We start from the raw sequence: 6,059 nt of genomic DNA, 5'->3' as shown, positions 1-6,059 counted from the left end.
GGAAATCGGCGTCGGTCCAGCGACCAATGCCAGTATCCGGATCGCTCGTGATGTTGGGCGTATAGATCGTGCCAAACGGCGTGGTGATCGGAAGGCCGCCTGCGAACGGGCGCGATTTATCGGCGGTATGGCACGCAGCGCAATCGCCGGCACGTGTCAGGTATTCGCCGCGCTTGACGAGATCGGCGTTGGTCAGCTTGTCGGGTTTCACCACGGGCGCAACACCGGTCGTCGTGACGGCGGCCTGCGCCTGGGCGGCTTCGATAGGCCAGAACCGGGTCGGCACGTGATACGACACGCCGGCAACGGCGAGCACGGTCCCCGCGCACGCCGCAGCGAGGCGCTTGAGATTCCGGAACGGGTTGGCGTCGCGAGGCTCATGGGTTTTCATCGTGGGTCTCCGGCGCATCAAAGTTCTTTCTTCAGCTTGTCTGCAAGTCGCAGCGACAACGCCGAAAGCGTCAACGTGCAATTCACCGATGCCGCCGTCGGCATCACCGCGCTGCCCGCTACGAACAGGTTCGGGTGATCGTGCATGCGGCATTCGGGGTCCACCACGGAATCCTTCGGGTCCGCACCCATGATGGTCGTGCCCATGATGTGATTGTTCGGCGCGAATTTATCGTCGAAGGTGATCTCCGTGCCGCCGAACAATTCAGCAATGCGCGCGTAATGCAGGCGCGTGTCCGCCGCGCTTTTCTTCACGTAATCGTTGATCGAGTAATAGATCTCGGGCTGGGGAATGCCCAGCGCGTCCTTGTGATCCGATGACGGAATCACGCGGTTCTGCGGCTCGGCCAGATGCTCGTGAAAGCTGTTGATATTGAGCGTGCGCGCGCTGCGGTCTCGAATCTGCCGGTCCAGTTCACCGCCAGTCAGACCTTTCGCGATCAACGCGGCGGTAATCCCGCCGGTCGCCACCCCGTTCGACAAGTGCAGCTTCTTCGCCGAATACTCGGAGCGGAACGCACCATCGCGGAAATTTACTATCGATGTCATTTCCATCGGGCCGCGCCCCGGCCACATCGCCTCGTTGGCGAGGAAGGTCACGCCGGTGCCGGGATGATCCATCAGGTTGCGGCCGACCTGATCCGAGCTATTGCCAATGCCAGTGCTGAATTTATCGGAGACGGATTGCAACATCAGCTTCGGCGTTTCAATACCGTTTGCCGCCAACACGAAGAGCTTGCCCGTCACCCGCGTGCTATTGCCGTTCGGATCCTTGTAATGCACGGCGGTGATCAAGCCTTTGTCATCGGCTTCGATCTTGTACACCACCGCTTGTGCGATCAGCCGCGCGCCCGCGCGCTCCGCCTTCTCCGCGTGCGTGACGCCGTTGTACATCGCGGCGATTGGACAGATCGGCATGCAATTGTTGTTGCCGCAGCACGTCGGGCGCGCATCGTACGGACGGCTGTTGCGCGCGACCGGTTCGGGCACGACATGAAATTGCTGGGCGTTGAGGACATCGGAGAAACGCTGGTCCATATAGGAGAGCGGCAACATGTCCATGGGGTAAGGCTTGGAGCGCGGAGAGCCGAGATCGACGTGACTTCCCGGCCCCGATACCCCAAGCTCCACTTCAGCCGCGAAGTACCACGGCTCGATGGCTTCGTACGGGATCGGCCAATCGCGGCCCACGCCGTACATCGTCTTGAGTTTGAAATCGGAGGGCAGCAGGCGCCACGCGGCGGCCGCCCAATGCCACGTCGTCCCGCCGACGAGCCGCAAATACTGTGACGCATACGGATATTCGCCCTTCTGGATCAGGTAGTGATTCTCGGGCGAATACTGCGGATGCGGCGCGTAAGGCGTGGAAGGATACGGCGAAGCAAAATCCGACTTCGCGGGCGAATTGCGAAAGTTCTCGACGATCTGCCAGCGCGGAATGCGCGGTCCCGCTTCGAGCAGGATCACGGATGCCCCGGCGCTCGCCAGTTGGTGCGCCACGAGACCGCCCGCCACGCCGGACCCGACAACCACCACATCGGCGGAATTCGAATTTGCCATTTGTTATTGTCCTGTGAGGTAGGTTCTTGTTTTGTCGAACTGCGCGCTTGCCTGGCCGTTGTTTGGGCGTGGCTTGTGCGCCTGCCAATCAGGATGTGGCCGCTCCGGGAGGCTTCTGCGTCCAGTAGAACGGCACGTCGCGGCAATACGATGGAATGGTCAGCACATCGGCCACGGGGTCGAACATCAACGCGCGCTCGTACGCCACCACGCTTACGCGGGGCGCATCGCCGACAAGACCGAGATACCACGCGCGCATTATTGCGCCCACCGTGACTGCAAGCGCTGGCGTGTCGGCCTGGAGCGCTTGAGTGACGGTGTCCGAAGGCACACCGCCATGAGACGCGAGCCACGTGTTAAGTTGCGCGACATTCGCCACGAACTGGCTATCCGCTTTCGACAGCGCGTCGTAGACGCGCTGTGCCAGGACGCGGTCAAAGCTCGCTCGTCCGGTAAGCTTCTGCGACAGCAGCAGGAAGCCTTCGAGGCCGGCGGGCGGCGGGTGCGATTCCACGGCAAACGCCTGGGCGATGAACGAAGGAAAGCCGAAGCCCGCCGCTGTGAATGCAACCACCGCCGCTGAGGCGCAAGCGCCAAGAACAAAGTGCCGGCGCGCGGCCGAGTGCGCAAGGCGCGAAACGTGCTGTGTCATGCGGTGAACTCCAGAGGGTGAAGATCGAATCCAGGTTCGGATATCGCCCATTAGATTTGAACAACAGCAAGCAATAGTCCCGGTATCGCAGCTCAATGCCGCGTCCTCCTACTACGCCCCCAGGAAAAATGAATCTCATCCCCCAGGCTCTGCGCTCCCGCCCCCGTGCCGGCATTGCACTCGTCGTCGGCGTAATCGTCACGCTTTTGGTCCCACATGAGTTCCGGCCGATTCCGCGTGGACTGCTCGGCTGGGATGCTGCGGTGTGGCTCTACCTCGTGATGATCTGGATAAGAATGGCCAATGCGGACCAGAGGAAAGTACAGGCGCTTGCGATACGCGAAGATGAAAACGCCGGTGCGTTCCTGGCCATCGTCAGCGTTGCAGCGGTGGCAAGCCTCATAGCAATCGTGGTTGAGCTAGCCGCGGCCAAGAACCTCGGCGCTCGCGGTGCACTGCCGAACTATCTGTTGACGGGTTTTACCATGATCGGCGCGTGGTGTCTTATCCCGACCCTGTTCACGCTTCACTACGCTCGGCAATACTATTTATCCGGCGCGTTGGAGGGGGGCGAGACATCGCTGAAATTTCCCGATGCTCATCTCTTGCCAACCTATTGGGACTTTCTCTACTTCTCATTCACCATCGCCGTCGCGTCCCAGACTTCCGATGTCGTGTTGCGCTCGACCGACGTGCGACGCACAGCATTGGCGCAATCCGTTCTTTCGTTCTTCTTTAACGCAGCGGTGATCGGGCTATGCGTAAATACCGCCGCCGGCTTGCTTGGGCCATGAGGTGAGCGGGATGTTAAAGCTCAGACCTTAGAGTCGAAGTCTTATCCCGCTAAGCAATAATTACTCCGATTGCCCAAGCTTGTTCGGGCATTTTTTCCGCAAACAAATCAATCTGGATCGCTAATCAAATAATTTTCTCCTAATCGGCAAGCGTTAGGTCGCCAAGCCCGCTATTCGTATAAACATTGCACATATCGACGTGTAAAAAAGGCCGCCCAGCGCACCTACTTTCTTACACAGTTTCTCGCGCCTGTCATTCGATCAGGCCACCATGCACCAACGTAGTCAGTGTTAGCCACTCTTAGCAGGAAACATACGAAGGTGGCACACGGCTTGCTCTGGAAAACCCGTACGCACCACTTTCACCCCAGCCTTCGATAAAAGCCCCGGACGCGCGCTAGCCGATATCACTGGCTAGCGGCAATTCATCGCTTTTCATCTATCAAGAATCCAGGAGACCGCTTTGCCCTTGAACGTCTTGCTTGTCGCTTCAGAGGCCGTGCCACTCGCCAAGACCGGCGGACTCGGCGATATGGTCAGCGCATACGGCGCCGCGTTGCGTGCCGCCGGTATCAATGCCACGATCTTGATTCCTGCTTATCCTCAGGCGTTGCAGACGGTCGAGGGATTGCACAGGGCGGCAACCCTTATGGGCCTGCCGGGCGGCGACGGGGCGTTATATCGCGGCCGCATGCCGGACACAGGCGTTCCGGTCATGCTCTTGCGCATGGACCACTTATATATGCGCGACGGTCTATACCAGGACGCGCAAGGACGCGATTACGACGACAACGCGATCCGCTTTGCGTCTTTATCGGCGGCGGCGGTTCGGATTGCAGAAGGCATTCGCGGGATCAAGAAGCCCGACATCGTGCATGCGCACGACTGGCATTCCGGCCTCACGCCGCTCCTGATGAAGCGCGCGGGCGTGCACGCAAAAAGCGTGTTTACGATCCACAATCTGGCGTTCCAGGGCAACTATCCGCTCTCGCTTGGTGCAGCGCTCGGCGTGCCCGAGCAATGGCTGGCGCCCGCGTTGACGGAGCCCAAAAGTATCGAGTTCTACGGCGCGTTGAGTCTGATGAAAGCGGGCATTGTCCATGCCGACCGCGTCGCAACCGTCAGCGAGACCTATGCACGTGAAATCCTCACACCGCGTTTCGGTCACCTGATGGAAGGCGTACTCCAGGCGCACGCGGGAAAGCTCGCGGGGATCATCAACGGGATCGATACGCACGCGTGGAATCCGGCCACCGATCCGCAAATCGCCCGCAATTATTCTTTTGCCGACATGCGCGGCAAGCACGCGTGCAAGCGCGAACTGCAACAATTGTTCGGCCTCCCCGCCGACCCGTTCGTCCCCGTCATGGCGCTCGGCAGCCGCATGACATCGCAAAAAATGGCCGATGTCGCCGTCAACGCCATTCCCGCGTTGCTCGAACAACATCCGCGTCTGCAGGTGGCGGTGATCGGCAAGGGCGACGCGACTATCGAAGCGGCTTTCCAGCAGCTCGCGCAAAGCTGGCCGGATCGCGTGGGCGTCTTTATTGGTTATGACGAGCGCCGAGCGCATGTGTTGCACGCGGGGGCCGACATCCTGCTGCACGGTAGCCGGTTCGAGCCGTGCGGCCTCACGCAGATCTACGCAATGCGCTACGGCACCTTGCCGGTGGCATCGCGAGTGGGCGGGCTGGCGGACACGATCGTCGATGCCCCTGAAGGTCTCGCGTTGCATGAAGGCTTTCAGTCATCTCCGCTTGGCGGCTTCGAAGACGCGACGTCCTTGCGTGCCGGCACCGGTTTTCTCTTTGACGGCGACCGCGCCCAGGATGTGATCGCCGCCACCACCCGCGCGGTCGACGCTTTCATGCGTCCGCAGCAATGGCGCGCGATTCAGCGCAATGCCATGGCACGCGATTACGGCTGGGACCACGCCGTGACCAAGTACGTCGATTTGTACGCCGCGCTCAGCGACGCGCGTCCGGCAAAGGCTCCGTTGCGCACCCGCAAGGCTGCGCCCGCCACGGTGGTTGCAGTTGGCAAACACATTGAACGCATCGAACACATCGAGCACATCGAACGTCGCGAGGCGCAAGACGCGCAGTTTGTCGCCCGCCGCGCCTGACGGGGCTTATGCCAGGGCGAGGCCTTTGACCCTGGCTCCGGGCGGCAGTTCGGCCGGCGGCTAATTTCACGACTCGCATGCCGAGCCGGAACTTGCTCGCCGGCGAGCACTCCCATACCAGTACTAATTCTGCCAAGGGTCGCTATGATGGTGCGGCACGCTACGTGCTGTGACCTCACGGCGACCCCTGGCGCCGCTGAACCGCGCATCGTTCATGACGCTTCTTTATCGAACGTTGTCATGGCGATGCGGCAGCGCTCGATCCCCGGAACCGGTGCATTGACGAGTGTCTGAGGCTCCCCTGCCGTTGCTGTTCGCGCGGTTTGGTTTTCGCCTCGTTGAGCGCGATCGCGTTTTCCCGCATCCACGCCATAGCAAGACGAACTGGAAAAAGACGACCGATGGAACACCATCACATGCTTCAAGCGTACGCACCAAGAATCTATTTCATCGACCCGCTTCTCGTCGGACCATTGTC

General features: G+C 60.6%; 4 protein-coding genes and 1 pseudogene. 2 read left to right on the top strand and 3 right to left on the bottom strand.

The window, feature by feature from the left end:
- The 3 genes and pseudogenes from WCA53_RS16850 to WCA53_RS16840 form a co-directional block, all read right to left on the bottom strand.
- A pseudogene (locus WCA53_RS16850) lies at positions 1-391 on the bottom strand (cytochrome c); the annotation flags it as partial.
- Positions 392-408: 17 nt separating this feature from the next.
- Entirely contained in the window at positions 409-2,010 is a 1,602-nt protein-coding gene (locus WCA53_RS16845) for a GMC family oxidoreductase (RefSeq protein ID WP_423912735.1), read from the bottom strand.
- A gap of 88 nt (positions 2,011-2,098) precedes the next feature.
- On the bottom strand, positions 2,099-2,662 hold the full coding sequence (locus WCA53_RS16840) for a sugar dehydrogenase complex small subunit (RefSeq protein WP_423912732.1): 564 nt from the start codon (positions 2,660-2,662) through the stop codon (positions 2,099-2,101).
- A gap of 128 nt (positions 2,663-2,790) precedes the next feature.
- On the opposite strand from WCA53_RS16840, the gene WCA53_RS16835 reads away from it, so the two are divergent.
- Positions 2,791-3,456 carry a DUF1345 domain-containing protein gene (locus WCA53_RS16835; protein WP_423912729.1) on the top strand — a complete coding sequence of 222 codons (666 nt, stop codon included), beginning with the start codon at positions 2,791-2,793 and terminating at the stop codon, positions 3,454-3,456.
- Between the two features lie 463 nt (positions 3,457-3,919).
- Entirely contained in the window at positions 3,920-5,581 is a 1,662-nt protein-coding gene (gene glgA, locus WCA53_RS16830; protein WP_423912726.1) for a glycogen synthase GlgA, read from the top strand.
- Positions 5,582-6,059 lie beyond the last annotated feature (478 nt).

The sequence above is a fragment of the Caballeronia sp. genome, assembly GCF_049581465.1.
Classification (GTDB): domain Bacteria; phylum Pseudomonadota; class Gammaproteobacteria; order Burkholderiales; family Burkholderiaceae; genus Caballeronia.
This window is presented reverse-complemented; position numbering and strand designations above follow the sequence as displayed.